Origin of the sequence: Phenylobacterium sp. (assembly GCF_004799515.1) — a bacterium.
Lineage (GTDB): Bacteria > Pseudomonadota > Alphaproteobacteria > Caulobacterales > Caulobacteraceae > Phenylobacterium.
Genome location: NZ_SSMX01000029.1, coordinates 13,028 through 31,465, shown reverse-complemented (window position 1 = coordinate 31,465; position 18,438 = coordinate 13,028). Strand labels below are relative to the sequence as shown.

At 69.7% G+C, this 18,438-nt stretch carries 19 protein-coding genes; 18 read left to right on the top strand and 1 reads right to left on the bottom strand.

Annotated features, from left to right (window positions below):
- Nucleotides 1-71: 71 nt before the first annotated feature.
- From E8A49_RS13015 to metK, 18 genes are all read left to right on the top strand, one after another.
- A complete protein-coding gene (locus tag E8A49_RS13015; protein WP_293381720.1) occupies nucleotides 72-1,334 on the top strand; it encodes a Gfo/Idh/MocA family oxidoreductase in 1,263 nt (420 codons plus the stop codon).
- 3 nt (nucleotides 1,335-1,337) lie between these two features.
- On the top strand, nucleotides 1,338-3,038 hold the full coding sequence (locus E8A49_RS13010; RefSeq protein ID WP_293381717.1) for a GMC family oxidoreductase: 1,701 nt from the start codon (nucleotides 1,338-1,340) through the stop codon (nucleotides 3,036-3,038).
- Nucleotides 3,038-3,679 (top strand): gluconate 2-dehydrogenase subunit 3 family protein, encoded by a 642-nt coding sequence (locus tag E8A49_RS13005; protein WP_293381714.1) that lies wholly within the window; start codon nucleotides 3,038-3,040, stop codon nucleotides 3,677-3,679. Before E8A49_RS13010 ends, E8A49_RS13005 begins: the two co-directional genes overlap by 1 nt.
- A gap of 15 nt (nucleotides 3,680-3,694) precedes the next feature.
- On the top strand, nucleotides 3,695-4,381 hold the full coding sequence (locus E8A49_RS13000) for a DUF1080 domain-containing protein (RefSeq protein ID WP_293381711.1): 687 nt from the start codon (nucleotides 3,695-3,697) through the stop codon (nucleotides 4,379-4,381).
- 125 nt (nucleotides 4,382-4,506) lie between these two features.
- Nucleotides 4,507-6,159 carry a murein biosynthesis integral membrane protein MurJ gene (gene murJ, locus E8A49_RS12995; RefSeq protein ID WP_293381708.1) on the top strand — a complete coding sequence of 551 codons (1,653 nt, stop codon included), beginning with the start codon at nucleotides 4,507-4,509 and terminating at the stop codon, nucleotides 6,157-6,159.
- A gap of 156 nt (nucleotides 6,160-6,315) precedes the next feature.
- A complete protein-coding gene (gene trpS, locus E8A49_RS12990; RefSeq protein WP_293381705.1) occupies nucleotides 6,316-7,350 on the top strand; it encodes a tryptophan--tRNA ligase in 1,035 nt (344 codons plus the stop codon).
- Between the two features lie 40 nt (nucleotides 7,351-7,390).
- Nucleotides 7,391-7,873 (top strand): universal stress protein, encoded by a 483-nt coding sequence (locus E8A49_RS12985; protein ID WP_293381702.1) that lies wholly within the window; start codon nucleotides 7,391-7,393, stop codon nucleotides 7,871-7,873.
- Nucleotides 7,874-7,918: 45 nt separating this feature from the next.
- Nucleotides 7,919-8,494: a NifU family protein gene (locus tag E8A49_RS12980; RefSeq protein ID WP_293381699.1), complete on the top strand. Its 576-nt coding sequence runs from the start codon at nucleotides 7,919-7,921 to the stop codon at nucleotides 8,492-8,494.
- A 74-nt stretch (nucleotides 8,495-8,568) separates the two neighbouring features.
- A complete protein-coding gene (gene tsaB / locus E8A49_RS12975) occupies nucleotides 8,569-9,210 on the top strand; it encodes a tRNA (adenosine(37)-N6)-threonylcarbamoyltransferase complex dimerization subunit type 1 TsaB (RefSeq protein ID WP_293381825.1) in 642 nt (213 codons plus the stop codon).
- Nucleotides 9,207-9,668, top strand: coding sequence for a GNAT family N-acetyltransferase (locus E8A49_RS12970; RefSeq protein WP_293381696.1), 462 nt, complete (start codon nucleotides 9,207-9,209; stop codon nucleotides 9,666-9,668). The genes tsaB and E8A49_RS12970 overlap by 4 nt, the downstream gene beginning before the upstream one ends.
- 74 nt (nucleotides 9,669-9,742) lie before the next feature.
- Nucleotides 9,743-10,117 (top strand): Fur family transcriptional regulator, encoded by a 375-nt coding sequence (locus E8A49_RS12965; protein ID WP_293381822.1) that lies wholly within the window; start codon nucleotides 9,743-9,745, stop codon nucleotides 10,115-10,117.
- An 83-nt stretch (nucleotides 10,118-10,200) separates the two neighbouring features.
- Nucleotides 10,201-11,544: a tRNA (N6-isopentenyl adenosine(37)-C2)-methylthiotransferase MiaB gene (gene miaB / locus E8A49_RS12960; RefSeq protein WP_293381693.1), complete on the top strand. Its 1,344-nt coding sequence runs from the start codon at nucleotides 10,201-10,203 to the stop codon at nucleotides 11,542-11,544.
- Entirely contained in the window at nucleotides 11,541-12,509 is a 969-nt protein-coding gene (locus E8A49_RS12955; protein WP_293381690.1) for a PhoH family protein, read from the top strand. The genes miaB and E8A49_RS12955 overlap by 4 nt, the downstream gene beginning before the upstream one ends.
- Nucleotides 12,506-12,961, top strand: coding sequence for an rRNA maturation RNase YbeY (gene ybeY / locus E8A49_RS12950; RefSeq protein WP_293381687.1), 456 nt, complete (start codon nucleotides 12,506-12,508; stop codon nucleotides 12,959-12,961). The genes E8A49_RS12955 and ybeY overlap by 4 nt, the downstream gene beginning before the upstream one ends.
- Nucleotides 12,962-12,968: 7 nt before the next feature.
- A complete protein-coding gene (locus E8A49_RS12945) occupies nucleotides 12,969-13,883 on the top strand; it encodes a hemolysin family protein (protein WP_293381684.1) in 915 nt (304 codons plus the stop codon).
- A gap of 7 nt (nucleotides 13,884-13,890) precedes the next feature.
- Nucleotides 13,891-15,483, top strand: a complete 1,593-nt coding sequence (gene lnt, locus E8A49_RS12940; RefSeq protein WP_293381681.1) for an apolipoprotein N-acyltransferase — start codon at nucleotides 13,891-13,893, stop codon at nucleotides 15,481-15,483.
- Between the two features lie 47 nt (nucleotides 15,484-15,530).
- The gene (locus E8A49_RS12935; RefSeq protein ID WP_293381678.1) at nucleotides 15,531-15,950 is read left to right on the top strand and encodes a helix-turn-helix transcriptional regulator; all 420 of its coding nucleotides are present in this window, start codon (nucleotides 15,531-15,533) and stop codon (nucleotides 15,948-15,950) included.
- A gap of 119 nt (nucleotides 15,951-16,069) precedes the next feature.
- Nucleotides 16,070-17,290 (top strand): methionine adenosyltransferase, encoded by a 1,221-nt coding sequence (gene metK, locus E8A49_RS12930; protein WP_293381675.1) that lies wholly within the window; start codon nucleotides 16,070-16,072, stop codon nucleotides 17,288-17,290.
- Nucleotides 17,291-17,318: 28 nt separating this feature from the next.
- Here metK and E8A49_RS12925 read toward each other — a convergent pair whose 3' ends face one another.
- On the bottom strand, nucleotides 17,319-18,398 hold the full coding sequence (locus E8A49_RS12925; protein WP_293381672.1) for a sensor histidine kinase: 1,080 nt from the start codon (nucleotides 18,396-18,398) through the stop codon (nucleotides 17,319-17,321).
- Nucleotides 18,399-18,438 lie beyond the last annotated feature (40 nt).

The window sequence follows — 18,438 nt, the reverse complement described above, 5'->3', positions numbered from 1 at the left end:
CGCGGTTTGACCTCTCCCGCCGCCGGCGCCAAGTTCGCGCAAAGTCAGTGGTTCGCGGGGGATTTGAGAGCATGGCGCAGGCAACCGAGGCGCCGCCGCCCTTGCGTATCGGCTTCATCGGGTCGGGCTTCATCGCCAAGTTCCACGCCAAGAGCTTCACCTCGGTCCGCCACGCGCAGATCACCGGCGTCTACAGCCCGACCGCCGAGCACCGCGATGCGCTGGCCAAACAGGTCAACGACGCCGAACTCGGCCCGTGCCGCGCGCACGCCGACCTGGAGAGCCTGCTGGCCGCCGACGATGTCGACGCCATCTGGCTGCTCGCGCCCAACGACCGGCGCCTGGAGGTCATGCGGGCGATCAACGCCGCGGTGAAATCCGGCCGCTCCAAGGTCCGCGCCATCGCCTGCGAAAAGCCGCTCGGCCGCACCCTGGCCGAGGCCCGCGAGGTGCTGGCGCTCGCCGAGGACGCCGGGCTCGCCCACGGCTACCTGGAGAACCAGGTGTTCGCCTCGGCGGTCGAGCGCGGCAAGGAAGTCATCTGGCGCCGCGCCGTGCCGGCCTCGGGCCGTCCCTACCTGGCCCGCGCGGCCGAGGAACACTCCGGCCCGCACGAGCCCTGGTTCTGGCAGGGCCCCAGGCAGGGCGGCGGGGTCATGAGCGACATGATGTGCCACTCGGTCGAGGTGGGCCGCTTCCTGCTGACCAAGCCGGACGCGCCGCGCGACAGCCTGACGGTGAAGTCGGTCCAGGGCTCGGTCGGCTATCTGAAGTGGACCCAGGCCAAGTACGCCAAGACCCTGGCGCACGACTTCAAGGGGGTCGAGATGCAGGCCCATCCGGTGGAGGACTTCGCCCGCGCCACCATCACCCTGGCGGACGAGACCGGCCAGGAGCTGATCGTCGAGGCTTCGACCTCCTGGTCCTATGTCGGCCCGGGCCTGCGCATCGATCTGGCCCTGCTGGGTCCGGAATACGCCATGGAGTTCTCCTCCCTGAACCCCAGCCTGAAGGTCTTCCTGTCGCGCGCCATCACGGGCGAGGGCGGCGAGGATTTGGTGGAGAAGCAGAACGCCGAACAGGGCCAGATGCCGATCGTCGAGGACGAGGCCGGCACCTATGGCTACATCGGCGAGAACCGGCACATGGTCGACTGCTTCCGGCATGGCAGGACGCCGATCGAGACCTTCGAAGACGGGGTCGAGGTGACCAAGATGGTCATGGCCCTCTACAAGTCGGCGGAGACGGGGCAGGTGGTGCATCTGCCGGACGAGACCCTGGAAACCTACGTGCCCGTGCCAGCAAGGCCTGGTCCGGCGCGGACTGGAGCCTGACGCATGGCGGCCGAACCCTATGACGTGATCATCGTCGGCTCCGGAGCCGGCGGCGGGATGAGCGCCTACCACCTCACGAAGTCGGGGATGAAGGTGCTGATGCTGGAGGCCGGGCGCGACTACGACCCGCGCATCGAGACCCCGATGTTCAACACCAACGCCGAGGCGCCCCTGCGCGGCGTCTCGACGCCAGACAAGCCCTTCGGCTTCTACGACGCCACCGTCGACGGCGGCTGGGAAGTGCCCAACGAGCCCTACACCGTGGCCGAGGGCTCCGAACCCTTCATCTGGTGGCGGCCGCGCATGCTGGGCGGGCGCACCAACCACTGGGGCCGCATCGCGCTGCGCTTCGGGCCCCTGGACTTCAAGCCGCGCGAACGCGACGGCCTGGGCCACGACTGGCCGATCACCTACGACGACCTGGCCCCCTGGTACGACAAGACCGAAAAGCTGGTGGGCGTCACCGGCGCCTATCCGCCGCAGAACCTGACCAACACGCCGGATTCGCCGCCGGGATGCCTGCTGCAGCCCGCGCCCCCGCGCGCCTTCGAGATGTTCTATGCCCGCGCGTTCAAGGCCATGAACATCCCGGTGATCCCCATGCACGGAGCCGTGGTGACGAGCGCGATGGAGGGCCGCAACACCTGCCTCTTCGCCACGCCCTGCGGCCGCGGCTGCGCGATCGGGGCCAATTTCCAGTCGACCACGGTGCTCTTGCCGCCGGCCATGGCGACCAAGAACCTGACCATCACCACCAACGCCCTGGTCTACCAGGTGGACCTCGACGCGGCCGGCAAGGCCAAGGGCGTCAGCTATGTCGACCGCAAGACCGGCGAGCACCATTCGGTGACGGCCCGCGCGGTGGTGCTGGCCGCCGGTTCCGGCGAGACGGCGCGTATCCTCCTGAACTCCAAGTCCTCGAAGTTCCCCAACGGCCTGTGCAACACCCACGGCATGGTCGGCCGCTACCTGATGGACTCAGTCGGCCTGAACGTCACCGGCCAGTTCCCGCACATGGAGGGGCTGCCGCCCACCAACGACGACGGCAACGGCGTCGAGCACACCTATGTGCCCTGGTGGGGCTACGACAAGCATAAGGCGCTGGGCTTCCCGCGCGGCTACCACATCGAGATCGGCGGCGGCCGGCAGATGCCGTCCATGGGCATGGGCGGCCTGCTGCACGACGACGACGCCAGCGTCGGCGACGAGCTGCGCGGCCGCCTGCGCCAGCGCTACGGCTCGACCATCAGCTTCAACGGCCGCGGCGAGATGATCCCCAACGACGACTGCTATTGCGAGCTCGACCCCACCACCAAGGACAAGTGGGGCATCCCGGTGTTGCGCTTCCACTGGAAGTGGGGCGACAGCGAGACCGGGCAGGCCTCCCACATGGTCAAGACCTTCCTGGAGGTCATCGACCGGCTGGGCGGCAAGCCCATGGGCAAGGTGGAGACCGACGGCCGCAAGGCCATCTCCAAGGGCGGCGAGATGATCCACGAGATCGGCACCGCGCGGATGGGCCATGACGAGACGGACTCGGTGGTCAACCAGTACGGCCAGAGCTGGGCGGTCTCGAACCTCTTCGTCATGGACGGGGCGGTGATGGTCTCCAGCCCCGACAAGAACCCGACCCTTTCGATCATCGCGCTGGCCTGGCGCTCGGCCGACAACCTGGCGACGCTCGCCAAGCAGGGGGCGATCTGATGAGCGGCAGTCCCGAAACTCCCGAACCCTACGTCTCCAAGATCGACCGGCGCACGGCGCTCGCCTGGGTCGGCGTGGTCGGCGCGGCCATCGCCGGCGGGGCCGGCGTGGTGGTCTATGGGCCGAAAATGGGCGGCGACACCGTCACCCGCGGCTACGGCACCGACCCGAAGCTGACCAAGCCGGAGAAGGCGCCCTGGTCGCGGATCATGACGCACGGCCAGCTTCAGACCGCAGCGATCCTCGCCGACTACATCCTGCCGGCCAATGCGACGGCGCCCTCCGCCAGTTCGCTCGGCGTGCCGGACTTCATCGACGAGTGGGTGAGCGCGCCCTATCCGGACCAGGTGAAGGACCGGCCGGTGATCATGAACGGGCTGAATGCGCTCAGCGTGAAGGTGCTGAAGACGGGCGCCGCCGACCGCGCCACGGCGCTGGCCGCCTTGCCGGCGTCGCAGGATGAGGCCACCCACGCCTTCTGGAAGCGCTTCCGCCGCCTGACCATCGGCGCCTATTACACCACCGAGGCGGGCTTCAAGGACGTGGGCTATATCGGCAATGTTCAGCGGACCTCCGATCCCGGCCCGTCCGACGAGGTCAAGGCGCACCTCGAGCAAGCCTTCCAGAAACTCGGCCTCTAGGAGAGCCCCTTGAACATGAAAGCTGTCGCCCTCGGCCTTTGCCTGGCCGTGCTCGCCACCGGCGCGTTCGCGCAAGGCGCGCCCAACACCCTGACCGCCGCTGAGAAGGCCGGCGGTTGGAAGCTCCTGTTCGACGGCAAGACCACCGCCGGCTGGAAGGGCTTCAAGACCGACGCGCCGGACGCCGGCTGGACGGTCAAGGACGGGGTGCTCGGCCCGACGAAGGGTGTCTCCAAGGACATCGTCACCAAGGCGAACTTCGAGAATTTCGACCTGACCTTCGACTGGAAGATCAGTCCCATGGGCAATTCCGGCGTGATGTATCACGTGATCCCGGTGGGCGATGAGACCTACCAGAGCGGGCCGGAATACCAGCTCCTGGACAACGCCCACGGCGAACAGCCGGTCGAGCGCGCCTCGGCAGCCTACTACCTCTATGCGCCGTCGATGGACATGACCAAGCCGGTCGGCGAGTGGAACCACTCGCGCATCGTCGTCGACCACGGCAAGGTGCAGCACTGGCTGAACGGCATGAAGGTCGTCGAGTACGACCTCAATTCCGACGACTTCAAAGCCCGCGTCGCGGCCACGAAGTTCAAGCGCTGGCCGCAGTTCGCCACCGGCAAGAGCGGCGCCATCGCGCTGCAGATGCACGGCGATCCCGTCTGGTTCCAGAACATCAAGATCAAGGTCCTGAAGTGACGCAAAGCGTCGTCCCGGACGCCGCCTGGACCGCGATCCGGAATCCAGCGCCGCGCGCCAAATTGCACCGCGCGCGGCGGCTGCCCTCGCGCTAGTTTGCGGGCTGTGACTCGTCGCCGTCCGAGATGTCCGTGACCGCCACTCCCACCGCGAAGCCGGCGGCCGCCAAGACGGGCGGGCTGATCCGGTCGTCCATGGTCTATTCGTTCTTCACCCTGATCAGCCGGGTGTTGGGCTTCGCGCGCGACCTGGCGATCACCTACTACCTGGGCGCCAGCGCCACCTTCGCCGCCGACGCCTACAACATGGGCTTTTCGTTCCCGAACCTCTTCCGGCGAATCTTCGCCGAGGGCGCTTTCGCCTCGGCCTTCGTGCCGGCCTACTCCAAGGCGCTCGCCACCGAGGGCGAAGAGGCGGCGGATCTCCTGGCCGCCGACGCCATGGCGGTCCTGGCGGCGGGCGCGATCGCGGTCACCATCCTGGCCGAGCTGTCCATGCCGTGGCTGATGTACCTGATCGCGCCCGGTTTCCTCGGTCCGAAGCACGATCTGGCGGTTCGGCTGACCCAGATCATGATGCCCTATCTGCCGTGCATGGCGATCTACGCGCACCTGTCCGGCGTGCTGAACGGGCGCAACCGCTTCATCTTCTCCGCCGCCGCCCCGATCCTGTTGAACCTTTGGACCCTCATCGCCGTCTGGCCGGCGCACAACACCTTGCAGGCCGCCTATTATGCCTCCTGGGGGGTGATCGTCGCGGGAGTCTCCCAGGCGGCGCTCCTGTGGTGGGGCGTGCGCAGGTCGGGCGCCAATGTCGACATCCGCCGTCCGCGCCTGACGCCCGCGATCCGGGCGCTTATCGGCCTGGCCGTCCCCGGCGCCATCGCCGCCAGCGGCGCGCAGGTGAACATCTTCATCTCCAGCATGCTGGTCAGCCAGGTGAACGGCGCGCGAAGCTGGCTGACGGTCTGTGACCGGCTCTACATGCTGCCGCAAAGCCTGGTGGGCGTGGCCATCGGCGTGGCGCTGCTGCCCCGTCTGTCGCGCCACGTGCACGCGGGCGACAAGCTCGGCGGGCACAAGGCCATCGACGAGGCGGTGGTGTTCTCCCTGGCGCTCAGCCTGCCGGCCGCCGCCGCCCTGGTCGCCATGCCCTACTTCCTCATCGACGGGCTCTACACCCGCGGCGAGTTCACCCATTTCGACGCCCAGGCGACGGCCAGCGCCCTGCTGCAGTACGGCTGGGGTGTCCCGGCCTTCGTCCTAGCCCAGTTGTTCAACCGCGTGTTCTTCGCCAGCCAGGATACCCGCGCCCCGATGCGCTACACCCTGATCTCGGCTGCGGTGAACGTCGTCGCCGGCGTGACCCTGTTCCATTTCGTCGGCGTGGCCGGGATCGCGGCGGCCACCAGTCTCGCGGCCTGGGTCAACGTCCTGCTGATGCTGGGGGCCCTGCACAGGCGAGGTCTCTACGAGCCCAGCGCCAAGACCATCTCGCGCCTGATCCGCGTCGTGGTGGCCAGCGCGGTCCTGGGTGGGTTGCTGGCGACGGCCTCCCATTTCCGGCCGGCGATCGAGGGCCTACTGCATGGCCATCGCCTGGGTCCCTTGGGGCCAAAGGAGATCGTGATCGTCTCCCTGAGCGCCCTGGCCGCCGTGGCCTTCCCGTTCCTGCTGTTCGCTTCGGGCGGCCTCACGATCGCCGAGGTGAAGGGCGCGCTGCGGCGCAGGCCCGGCGAGAGCAACAAAACCGTCCCCGGCGCCCAGGACCTGGGCTGACGGGACCTGGGCTGAGGCTTGCCGCGACCGGCCTCGGCGACTATTCAGCCGTCATGGCTTCCCGCGCGCACCTGACCTGGCGATGGCGTTGATCCGCTGACCCGTTTCACCCCGGGCCTTGCGCCCGCGCGCCAAACTTCCGAGAAGCCTCAACTCATGACCGACCAAGCTCCGGCCCCCTACGCGGGCCCGCAACGCGTGCTCTCCGGCGTCCAGCCGACCGGCGACCTGCACCTGGGCAACTACCTGGGCGCTCTGGTGAAGTTCGCGCGCCTGCAGCACGAGATCGAGACCTTCATCTTCGTGGCCGACCTTCACGCGCTCACCGAATGGGTCGACCCGTCCAAGCTGAAGTCCAACGTCCGCGAGATCGCCGCGGCCTATCTGGCCACCGGCCTCGATCCCAAGGTGGCCAACATCTTCGCCCAGTCCGCCGTGCCGGCCCACGCCGAGCTCGCCTGGATCTTCAACTGCGTGGCGCGCCTGGGCTGGCTCGACCGGATGACCCAGTTCAAGGACAAGGCCGGCAAGCACAAGGAGCGCTCCAGCGTCGGCCTCTACACCTACCCGGTGCTGCAGGCCGCCGACATCCTGGTCTACAAGGCCACCCACGTGCCGGTGGGCGAGGACCAGCGCCAGCACCTGGAGCTGACCCGCGACATCGCGGCCAAGTTCAACCATGACTTCGAGGCGCCGGGCTTCTTCCCGCTGCCGGACGCCCTGACCCAGGGGCCGGGCGCGCGGATCATGTCCCTGCGCGACGGCAAGGTGAAGATGAGCAAGTCCGATCCGTCTGACTATTCGCGCATCAACCTGACCGACGACGCCGACGCCATCTCGCAGAAGGTCCGCAAGGCCCGCACCGATCCGGAGCCGCTGCCGGAGACGCTGGACGAGCTGAAGGCGCGGCCGGAGGCGGAGAACCTGGTGGGCGTCTATGCGGCGCTGTCGGGCCGCACGGCGCAGGACGTGCTCGGCGAATTCGCCGGCCAGGGCTTCGGGGCGTTCAAGCCGAAGCTCGCCGACCTCGCCGTCTCGGTGATGGGCCCGATCGGCGGGGAGATGCGCCGCCTGCTGGCCGATCCCGCCGAGATCGACCGCATCCTGGCCGCCGGGGCGGAGCGGGCGCGGGCCGTCGCCGAACCGACGCTCGCGGAGGTCAAGCGCATCGTGGGTTACTGGGCCGGCTGAGCCTTGCCACCACGCAAGCGGCGCCGCACCGTCCGCGGCGATGAGCGCTGCCAGCCCCCGCAAGTTCCTGGTCGTCGCCGACGACACGCCGGAGTTCCAGGCGGCGCTGCGCTTCGCCTGCCGCCGGGCGCGCTCCACCGGCGGCCACGTGGCCCTGCTGCGGGTCATCGAGCCGGAGTATTTCGAGCACTGGTCGGGCGTACGCGACGAGCTGGAGCGCCAGGCGCGCGAGGAGGCCGAGGCCGCGCTCAGCCAGCCCGCCGAGCTGGTGCTGGCCGAGACCGGCCAGCCGCCGGAGCTCTTGATCCGCCGCGCCGAGACCCTGCGCGCGGGTTTGCGCGAGGCCATCGCCGCCGATCCGGACATCAAGATTCTGGTGCTGGCCGCCGCGGTGGGCGGGCGCGGCCCAGGCCCGCTGGTGGCCTCGCTGGCCAAGGAAGGCGTCAGCTGGGGCGGCCGCAAGGTGCCGGTGACGGTCGTGCCCGGCGACCTCACCGACGCGGAGATCGCGGACCTGGCGTAAGGAGTGGGAGTTGCGCTCCGCCCCCACACGCGCCACATCTGGCCCATGTTCATCCAGACCGAACCCACGCCGAACCCCGAGGTGCTGAAGTTCCTGCCCGGCCGTGAGGTCATGGGCGAGGGCACGCGCGACTTCCGCGACGCCGAGGCCGCCGCCGCTTCACCGCTCGCCGTCGAACTCTTCGCCATCGAGGGCGTGGAGCGGGTGTTCTTCGGCCCCGACTTCCTAACGGTCGGCAAGGACGCCGAGCGGGACTGGAGCCATGTGAAGGCGCCCATCCTGGCGGCGATCATGGACCACTTCACCTCCGGCCAGCCGCTGTTCGCCAGCGAAGGCGACGACCAGGCCGGCGGGCATGACGAGGGCGTCTACGAGGGCGAGACCGCCCAGATTGTGGCCGAGATCAAGGACCTGCTCGACACCCGCATCCGCCCGGCCGTGGCCCAGGATGGCGGGGACATCCTGTTCAGCCGCTTCGACGACAAGACCGGCGTGGTCTATCTGAACATGCGCGGCGCCTGCTCCGGCTGTCCGTCGTCCTCGGCGACCCTTAAGGCGGGCGTGGAGAACATGCTCAAGCACTACGTCCCGGAAGTGACGGCGGTCGAACAGACTCTTTAAGCCGTCGTCCCGGCCAACGGAGGGCGAAGCCCGTAGGCCGAGCCGGGACCCATGGACTATCACCGGCTTCAATGTTGATCCTCGGCCTCGATACCTGTCTTTCCAGCTGTTCGGTCGCCGTCCTTGACGGAGATCGCGTGCTGGCCTCGGCGCGCGAGGTGATGGCGCGCGGCCATCAGGAGCGGCTGGCGCCCATGGCGCGTGATGTGATGGCCGAGGCCGGGATCGCCTTCGAGCGCCTGGAACGTATCGCCGTCACCGTCGGGCCGGGCTCCTTCACGGGCCTGAGGGTCGGCGTCGCCTTCGCCAAGGGCCTGGCGCTGGCGCTGGATACATCCACAGTCGGAATCGGGACCCTGGAGGCGCTGGCCGCTGAGGGCGAAGGCCTGGTCTTCCCGGCCGTCGACGCGCGGCGCGGCCAGCTCTACCTGCAGGCCTTCGAGGACGGACGGGCGCTGATGGCGCCGGACGCGCTCACCGCCGAGGTGGCCGCCGCCCGGATCGCGGAGCTGTCGCAGGGCCGGCCCTTCGCCCTGGTGGGCTCCGGCGCGGCCCTCCTGGCCGACTTCGCGCCGGGCGCGCGGGTGATCGAGGCGGAAGGCGCCGACGCCCGCCAGGTCGCCCGCCTCGCCGCCGGCCGCGCGAGCGGGCCGCTGAAGCCGCTCTACCTGCGCGCGCCGGACGCCAAGCTGCCGGCCTCCGCCTTGCCCGCATGAACCTGATCCGCTGCACGGCCGCCGAGTGCGAGGCAATGGCCGCCGTGCATGCGCAGGCCTTCCCGGCCTCCTGGCGCGACGACGAGTTCGAGGACCTGTTGGAGGGCGCGGGCATTTATGGCTTCCTCGCCACCGACGAGGCGGGCGCGCCGCTCGGCCTCATCCTCTGCCGCGTCGCCGCTGGCGAGATGGAGGTGCTGACCCTGGGGGTGGCGACCGCCGCGCGCCGCCGCGGCGTCGCCCGCGCCCTGATCGCCGCCAGCCTGCCCGCCGCCCGCGCCCTGGACGCCGCGGAGGTCTTCCTGGAGGTGGCCGTCGACAACGACCCGGCCATCGCCCTCTACAAGGGCCTGGGCTTCCGGAGCACCGGCCTGCGCAAGTCCTACTACGACCGCCGGCCGCAGGGTTTTGTGGACGCCCTGGTGATGCGTCTCGACCTTAACGCCGCCGCCGCTTAGACCTATCTTCTCTTCGTTGGGGGAAGGAGAGGCCCGTGTCGGACCGCATCGAGAAGCTCTGCATCGAGAAGGGCATGCGCATGACCGAACAGCGGCGGGTGATCGCCCGCGTGCTGTCCGACGCCCATGACCACCCCGACGTGGAGGAGCTGCACCGCCGCGCCCACGCGGTGGACCCGCATATCTCCATCGCCACCGTCTACCGGACCGTGCGTCTGTTCGACGAAGCGGGCATCATCACCCGCCACGACTTCCGCGACGGCCGCTCCCGCTACGAGGAGCACCCCGACCAGCACCACGACCACCTGATCGACATGAAGACCGGCAAGGTCGTCGAATTCATGGACGACGAGATCGAGGCTCTGCAGGAGGCGATCGCCAAACGGCTCGGCTACCGGCTGGTGGACCACCGCCTCGAACTCTACGGCATGCCGATCGAGGAGAAGTGAGCGCGCAGCGACTCATCCCGGCGAAGGCCGGGATCCAGAGCGCTGAACTTGCGCCAGGGGTTCGCGAACCCCATAACCTGGCCATGCCCGCCAAGCGCCTGTTCATCAAGACCTACGGCTGTCAGATGAACGTCTACGACAGCGAGCGGATGGCCGATGTCCTGGCCCCGCTGGGCTACGCCATGACCGAGACCCCGGAGGGCGCGGACCTGGTGGTGCTGAACACCTGCCACATCCGCGAGAAGGCCACCGAGAAGGTCTATTCCGAGCTCGGCAAGCTGAAGGAGATGCGCGAGGAGCGCCTGGCCGAGGGCGGATCGCGCATGACCATCGCTGTCGCCGGCTGCGTCGCCCAGGCCGAGGGCGAGGAGATCCTGCGCCGCCAGCCGGCAGTGGATCTCGTGGTCGGCCCGCAGGCCTATCACCAATTGCCGGAACTGATCGCCCGCAGCCACCGCGCCCGGGGCGAGCGGCTGTCGGCCGAATTCGCCGCCGATGAGAAGTTCGACGCGCTGGCGCCCGCCGGCCGCCGCGCCGAGGGCGTCACCGCCTTCCTGACCGTGCAGGAGGGCTGCGACAAGTTCTGCACCTTTTGTGTGGTGCCCTATACCCGCGGCCCCGAATGGTCGCGCGCGCCTGCCGCCATCGAGGCCGAGGCCCGCGACCTGGCCGCCCAGGGCGTGCGCGAGGTCACCTTGCTGGGCCAGAACGTCAACGCCTACGCGGGCGAAGGCGGCCTGGCGGCCCTGGCGCGGCGGCTGGCGGCGATCCCGGGGATCGAGCGCATCCGCTATACGACGAGCCACCCGCGCGACATGGATGAGGCCCTGATCGCCGCGCATGGGGAGCTGCCCGAGCTGATGCCTTACCTGCACCTGCCGGTGCAGTCGGGCTCGGACCGCATCCTGAAGGCCATGAACCGGGCGCACACCGCCGAGAGCTATGTGCGGCTTGTGGAGCGGATCCGCAGCAGCCGGCCGGACATCGCCATCTCCGGCGACTTCATCGTGGGCTTCCCGGGCGAACGCGAGGCCGACTTCGAGGCGACGCTCAGCCTGGTGCGCGAGGTGGGCTACGCCACCGCCTTCACCTTCAAGTACTCGCGCCGGCCCGGCACGCCGGCCTCGGCCATGCCCGGCCAGGTGGACGAGGCGGTGAAGGACGAGCGGCTGGCGCGGCTGAACGCCTTGCTGGACGAACAGGCCCGCGCCTTCAACGCGAGCCAGGTGGGCAAGACGCTGCCGGTGCTGTTCGAGCGGCCGGGCCGCCATCCCGGCCAGCTGATCGGCCGCAGCCCCTATCTGCAGGCCGTCCACGCCACGGCGCCGGATCGCCTGATCGGCCAGATCGTTCCGGTCAGGATCGGGAGCGCCGCGCGGATGAGCCTGGGCGGGGTCCTCGTGGTCGAGGAGCTGGAGGCCCGTTGAGCCGCGCGCCGGAATTCATCACCCTCTCCGACGCCGCCGCCCGCGCGGTGGCCGGCGCCAATTCCCGCCACGCCGCCCTGATCGAGGACGCCTTCGACGTCCTGGTGGAGACGCCCGGCGGCGGGGTCTCGCTGACCGGCGCCGCCAAGGGACGCGGCCAGGCCAAGAAAGCCGTCCAGGCCATCGCCGCGCGCGCCGACCAGGGGCTCGACATCTCCGAGGCCGACGTGCGCGTAGCCATCGGCAACGCCCGCTCCGGCGGGACGGCCCCGAGCGGCGCCCTGCCCGTCGGCCGCCGCGGCCAGGTGGCGCCCAAGACCGCGACCCAGGCCCAGTACCTGCAGGCGCTGGCGAGCTGCGAGCTGGTGTTCGGGCTCGGGCCCGCCGGCACCGGCAAGACCTTCCTGGCCGTGGCGCACGGTGCGGGCCTGCTGCTGCGCGGCGAGGTCGACCGGCTGATCGTCTCGCGCCCGGCGGTGGAGGCCGGCGAGCGGCTCGGGTTCCTGCCGGGAGACCTGACCGAGAAGGTCGATCCCTACATGGCGCCGGTCTGGGAGGCGCTGACCGACATCCTGGGCGCCGAGCAGCTCCGCCGCCGGCGGGAGAAGGGCGAGATCGAGGTCGCGCCCATCGCCTTCCTGCGCGGCCGCACGCTTGCGCACGCCTTCGTCATCGTCGACGAGGCGCAGAACGCCACGCGCCTGCAGATGAAGATGGTGCTGACCCGGCTGGGCGAGGGCGCGCGCATGGTGGTGACCGGCGACCCGACCCAGATCGACCTGGTCAACATCCGCGACAGCGGCCTGGCCCATGCCGTGGGCCTGCTGGAAGGCGTCAAGGGGATCGGCGTGGTGCGCTTTTCCGCCGAAGACGTGGTCCGCCATCCGCTGGTCGAGCGTATCGTGCGCGCCTACGACGCCGACGCGGCGAAAGCGGGCCAATCCAGGTCAGGACCGGCGATTTGATCGATATCGAAGTCGAGGACTCCGCCTGGACCGACGCCCTGGAGGACGTGGGGCCCTTGGTGCTGGCCGCCGCCCAGGCGACGCTGGATTCCGAGGGCGCGGTGCGCGAGGGGATCAGCCTGCTGCTCACCGACGACGCCAGCGTGCGCGACCTGAACCGCCGTTTCCGCGGCCAGGACAAGCCGACCAACGTGCTGTCCTTCCCCGCGCCGCAGAACCCTGAGCGTTTCCTGGGCGATGTGGCGCTGGCCTATGGCGTCTGCGCCCGCGAAGCGGCCGAACAGGGCAAACCGCTCGCCCACCACCTGCAGCATCTGGTGGCGCATGGGGTCTTCCACCTTCTAGGATACGATCACGAGAGCGACGCCCAGGCCGAGGAGATGGAGGGCCTGGAGCGCGCGGTCCTGGCGGGGCTGGGCATTCCCGATCCCTACCGCGCCGGGTCGAGCTAGGACGACCATGGCCGACGCCGACTCCTCGTCCGATCCCCTGCCGCCGCGCCCGGCGCATCCGAAACCGCGCGGGGTCCTGTCCCTGTTCGACCGTTTCCGCAGCCGGCCGGACGCCGACGAGCCCGCGCCGCCGGAGCCGCATGTGGCGGCGGCGACCGGCGAACTGGTCAGCCAGGCCCGCGCCTTCCAGGACCTGGGCGTGGGCGACGTCATGCAGCCGCGCGCCGACATCGTGGCGGTGGACCGGAGCTGCAGCTTCTCCGAGCTGGTGGGCCGCTTCGTCGAGGCCGAGCACAGCCGCATGCCGGTCTACCGCGAGACCCTCGACGATCCGGTGGGCGTGGTCCACGTCAAGGACGTCTTCAAGCTCCTGGCCCGCAAGGTCCGCAAGCCCAAGCCCACCGACCAGGTGCTCTCCGGCCGCCACAACCTGGTGCGCGAGGTGCTCTATGTCCCAGCCTCCATGCGGGCCGTGGAGCTCTTGGGCCAGATGCGCGCGCGGCAGATCCACCTGGCCCTGGTGATCGACGAGTTCGGCGGCACCGACGGGCTGGTGACGCTGGAGGACCTGCTGGAGACCCTGGTGGGGGAGATATCCGACGAGCACGACGACGTCGCCGAGGATGGCCACGCCCCGATCCTGCACGATGGCGACAGCTGGGTGGTCGATGGCCGAACCCCGCTCGAGGACCTGGAGGCGGCCATCGGCGACGGCGTCGACCTGGCGCCGCCGGACCTCGACGAGGAGATCGACACCGTGGCCGGCCTGGTGAACGCCCTTGCCGGCCGTGTGCCGCAGCGGCGCGAGGCGGTCGACCATCCGGGCGGCTTCGTCCTGGAGGTGATGTCCGCCGATCCGCGCCGGGTGAAGCGCGTGCGCGTGCGCCGCCTTGAGGCCTCGCACGCCACGACCCCGGCCTGAGCGCCGCGTGAGCTGGAAACGCGGATGGACGGGTCGTGGGCTCGCCTTGCTGGCCAGCGTCGCCGCGGGCCTGGCGCATCCGCCGTTCGGCTTCGTCCCCGGCCTGCTCGGCTACGGCCTGTGGCTGGCGCTGCTCGACACGGAGGATCCGCGGCCGTTCCGCTCGGCCCTGTTCCGCGGCTGGCTGGCCGGGGTCGGCTATTTCGCCGTGGGCGTCTGCTGGATCACCGAGCCGTTCATGGTCGACGCCAAGGAGCAGGGCTGGATGGCGCCCTTCGCCCTGGTGCTGATGGCCGGCGGCCTGGCGCTGTTCTGGGCGTTGGCGAGCTGGCTTTATAGCCTGGCCCGGCCGCGCGGCGCGGCGAGGGTGCTGGTGTTCGCCGGCTGCGTCACCCTGCTGGAATGGCTGCGCGGCCACATCGCCACGGGCTTTCCCTGGGACCTGCCGGGCGAGACCTGGCAGGCGGGCTCGCCGCCTTCGCAGATGGCGGCCGTCGTGGGCGCCTATGGCCTGACCTGGATCACGGTGGCGATCTGCGCCGCCCCGGCCGTGCTGGCCTGGCGGGCCGGGCCTCGGGCGAAGGCCGCGACCCTGGGCTTAGCCGCCCTGGCCCTCGCTGGCCTCTACGGCTTCGGCCTCTGGCGCCTGGACGGCGCGGCGCCGCCCAAGCCTGGCGCGCCGGTTGTGCGGGTGGTGCAGGCCAACATCGACCAGAAGGACAAGTGGCGGCCGGAAAACCTCGGCATGGTGTTCGACACCTATGTCGGCCTGACCACCCGCCCCGCGCCCACCCGGCCCGCCATCGTCATTTGGCCCGAGGGCGCGCTGCCGGCGGTGATCGACGATCTGATGGCGCCGGGCTCACCCTATGCGCCCCGGCTGCGCGACGCGCTCGCGCCCGGCCAGACCCTGCTGATGGGGGCCAACCGCGCCCAGCCGGGCCCCGACGGCGTCGCCCGCTACTACAACAGCCTGATCGCCTTCCGCCGCGACCTGCAGGGCCTTGAAGTCACCGGCGTCTACGACAAGCACCACCTGGTGCCCTTCGGCGAGTACATGCCGGCGGCGGACTTCGCGACGAAGATCGGTTTCCGCAGCCTGGTCCACATGCCGGACGACTTCTCCGCCGGCCCGCCGTCGCGCCCGATCAGCCCAGCCGGCGTGCCGCCGGCGCAGGTGCTGATCTGCTACGAGGCCCTGTTTCCCGGCGAGGTCCGCGCCGGCGTCGCGCGCTCGGCGATCCGGCCGGCCTGGATCCTGAATGTTTCCAACGACGCCTGGTTCGGCCAAGGATCGGGCCCGCTGCAGCACCTGAACATCGCCAGCTACCGCGCCATCGAGGAGGGCCTGCCGATCGTGCGGGCGACGCCAACCGGCGTCTCGGCGGTGATAGACGCCTACGGACGGATCCGCGCGGGCGCCAAACTGGGCCTTGGAGCCCTGGGGGTTATTGACGCACCCCTGCCGGCCGCGCTTGAAATGACACTGTTTTCTAAGGCCGGCGACCTCTACTGCTTCGCCATGGTCCTATTGTCGGGCTTGGTCGCGCTGGCCTATCGTGTTCGCCCGCCGCGGGTTCTTGGCGGGGTCGATCCTTGAGTGCGTCTGGCGCTTCGCTTGTCCGACGGCAATTCGATGGGAGTTTCATGGACAGGTTGGAAGAGCCCATGGTCGGGCCAAACCCCGTCGACCGACACGTCGGTCTGCGAATAAGAATGCGTCGCAAAGAGCTGGGGATCAGCCAGGAGCGCCTGGCTGAGTCCATCGGCCTGACCTTCCAGCAGGTGCAGAAGTACGAACGCGCCGCCAACCGGGTGAGCGCGTCCAAGCTGTGGGAGATGTCCCGGGCGCTCTCCACCAGCATCGCCTATTTCTACGAAGGCCTGGGCGATCCCATCGAGATGGCGGGCTCGAACCTGCCGCGCGAGGCCATGCAGGACTTCCTGCTGACGCCGGAGGGCATGGAGCTGGCGCAGATCTTCCCGAAGATCACCAAGGGCCGGGTGCGCCGCAAGATCCTCGACCTGGTCCGCGCCATGGCCGGCGAGCCCGACCCGATCGACTAGCCCGCTTAACCACGGCGGCCAAACGCGCCCTTGGCGGCACATAAAGATATCTTTATAGGCTTGCCGACCCTCTTGGCGCCTTGCCGCAGGCGGCGCCGTTTCCCGGGAGCTTGAGCGCCTTGAGCCGTTCCAACTACATCTTCACCTCTGAAAGCGTGTCCGAGGGCCATCCGGACAAGGTCGCCGACCGGATCTCCGACACCGTCGTCGACGCCTTCCTGAGCGTCGAGCCGGAGGCCCGCGTGGCTTGCGAGACCCTGGTGACCACCAACCGCATCGTGCTGGCGGGCGAAGTCCGCGCCGGCCGGCCCGGCGGCTCCCCGGCCGAGAACAAGGCGCTGACCAAGGACATCGTGAAGGGCCTGGAGTCGAAGGTCCGCCAGGCGGTCAAGGACATCGGCTACGAACAGAAGGGCTTCCACTGGGCCAAGGCCAAGTATGCCTGCCACCTGCACCCGCAGTCGGCGCACATCGCCCAGGGCGTCGACGCTTCCGACAAGAAGGACGAGGGCGCGGGCGACCAGGGCATCATGTTCGGCTACGCCTGCGACGAGACGCCGGCGCTGATGCCGGCCACCCTGCAGTACAGCCACGACATCCTGAAGAAGCTGGCCGAGGTCCGCCACTCCGGCGAATGCCCGGTGTTGGAGCCCGACGCCAAGAGCCAGGTCACCCTGCGCTATGAGGACGGCCAGCCGGTCGAGGTGCTGCAGATCGTCGTCTCGACCCAGCACAAGAAGCGCATCGGCCTGCACTCGGCGACGCCGAAGCGGATCGAGCAGGCCATCCGGCCTTACGTCGAGGGCGTCTTCCCGGCGGGCCTGATCACCAAGAAGACCAAGTGGCACGTCAACCCGACCGGCCGCTTCGAGATCGGCGGGCCGGACGGCGACGCGGGCCTGACCGGGCGCAAGATCATCGTCGACACCTACGGCGGCGCGGCTCCGCACGGCGGCGGCGCCTTCTCCGGTAAGGACCCGACCAAGGTGGACCGCTCGGCGGCCTACCTCTGCCGCTACCTGGCCAAGAACGTGGTGGCGTCGGGCCTGGCCAAGAAGTGCACCATCCAGATCAGCTATGCGATCGGCGTGGCCCAGCCGCTGAGCTTCTACGTCGACCTGCACAACACCGGCGAGATCGACCCGGCGAAGCTGGAGCTGGCCCTGCCGCAGATGGTCGGCGGAGCGACGCCCCGGGCGATCCGCGAGCACCTGCAGCTCAACCGCCCGATCTACGCCCGCACCTCGGCCTACGGCCACTTCGGCCGCCAGCCGGACAACGAGGGCGGCTTCTCCTGGGAGCGGCCGGACCTAGCGGAAGAGCTGCGCAAGCTGGCCTAAGGCCGGCGCGGCGGCCTCGCGGCCGCCGTCACGCCGCGGTGGCGGTCTCCAGGGCGATCTTCTCGGAGACCGGCGCCTCAATCACGCAGACCAGGCCTTCCGGGCGCCAGTCCAGGGTCACCTTGCCGCCCAGTTCGCCCGCGACGCCCTGCTCCAGCAGGCGCGAGCCGAAGCCGTGGCCGGTGGGCGCGGTGACCGGCCGGCCGCCGCTCTCGCGCCAGACGATCCGCACGGCGCGGCCCGACTGGGTGGGGGCGACCTCGATGTCGATCCGCCCGCCGCCGGCCCAGGCGCCGTACTTGACCGCGTTGGTCGCCAGTTCGTGCAGGGCCATGCCGAGGGTCACCGCCAGGTTGGACTGCAGCCGCAGGTCCGGCCCGGCGTAGGCGAACGGCAGGCCGTAGTGGCGCAGCGTCGCCTCGGTCAGCTCGCGCAGGGAGGCGTTGGCCCATTCGCGCTTGACCAGCAGGTCGTGGGTCGAGGAAAGCGCCATCAGCCGGTCGACGAACGAGATCTTGAACTCGCCGATGTCGTTGGCGCCACGCAGGGTCTGGGCGGCGATCGACTGCACGGAGGCCAGCGTGTTCTTCACCCGGTGGTTCAGCTCGTCCAACAACAGCTTCTGGCGCGTCTCGTGCTCGCGCATCTCCACCATGGTGGCCATGGCCGCACGCAGCTCCATCAGCGCCTTGTCGCGCTCGTCGATCCGCGCCTGCAGGGTGGCGGCGGCCGGCAGCGCGCTCACCTTCGGCAACAGCGGCCACAGCGCCGCGGCGGTCAGCAGCGAGGCGATGGCGGTGGCCACCTTCAGCAGGGCCTCGAAGGCGTAGTCCGGTTTCCACAGCGTCCAGACGGCCATGAAGTGGGTCAGGCCGCACAGCATGATGAAGGCCACGAACATCCACAGCACCCAGCCGAACTTCACGTCCGGCCGCTGGTAGAGGAAGGCGCTGATCGCCAGGGGAATCGAGAAATAGGCCAGGCCGATAACGATGTCGGAGGTCGCGTGGGTCCAGATCAGCTCCGGCCGCCACAGCAGGCAGATGCCATGCGGACTAAGGGTGCTGGACGCGAAAAACGCCCGCACCGCGTTCAAGACCTGCTCCATCGGCGCACACCCGAACCACTCAGGGTTGAGGTTAGCCCGC